This is a genomic window from Mycobacterium sp. WUMAC-067 (assembly GCF_020217485.1).
GTDB lineage: Bacteria > Actinomycetota > Actinomycetes > Mycobacteriales > Mycobacteriaceae > Mycobacterium.
Genome location: NZ_JAEKMI010000164.1, coordinates 1 through 843 on the forward strand (window position 1 = coordinate 1; position 843 = coordinate 843).

1 pseudogene is annotated in these 843 nt (G+C 63.3%); it reads left to right on the forward strand.

The window, feature by feature from the left end:
* Window positions 1-133: 133 nt before the first annotated feature.
* A pseudogene (locus JF781_RS28015) lies at window positions 134-622 on the forward strand (alpha/beta hydrolase fold domain-containing protein); the annotation flags it as partial.
* Between the last annotated feature and the right edge of the window lie 221 nt (window positions 623-843).

Below are 843 nucleotides of genomic sequence, written 5' to 3' on the forward strand. Positions count from 1 at the left end.
GCACTGAGGGCCTACCGGTGGTTGGCGGGCTCTGAAGAATCGACATCAGCCCGCACGGTAGCGATCGCAGGCTGTCAACGGCAATCGAAAACTGATCAGGAGTCGGCCGCGCACTGGTCAGTATTCACTTGCCGCCGACACAGGCGATTCGGCGGGCGGCCAACTGGCGGTCGCGACCTCGTTGGGTGCACTCGCACATCGCCTGCCGTTGCCTGACCGCATGCTACTGATGTCCCCCGTCATCGATCTGACGTGTCAGCTGGCGACGGCTCGCGAAATCTGGCGCCGCGATCCTTTCGCATCCGCCCGATCCGCGTCGCGGGCGCTGAGTCTCTACGTGGGCGACGCCGATCCGCACGACCCCCGCGTCAACGTGCTCGCCACCGACCTCACCGGCATGCCGCCGACATTGATCCAGGTGGGCGGGAGAGAAATGCTGCTCGACGATTCCCGACGACTCGCCGAGCGCATGCTCGCCGCGGGGTCGTCCGTGCAACTTCAGGTGTTTCGCGGTCAAATTCACGTGTTTCAAGCCCTGTTTCGACTCTTGCCCGAGGCGCGTCACGCTTTGCGCCTCAGCGGGGCGTTTCTCGCCGACAGCGCTGAACGCAAGTTTCCTTGACGCCGGAGCTGAACGCGGGCGCAGCGGCTAGCTGCGCGGCGACCGCCTTTGCGCGCCACTGGGAGCCCGTTGACAAGTCAGATATGCATGTATTAATTTTGACATTATTGGGCGTAATGTAAACAGCTGGTCGGTTCCTCATCGCGAGCAGGCCGCCAACGACGACCACAGGCCGGGGAGCGACAATGGTTAACCCGCTACACGCGCCCGTCGATAAAGCC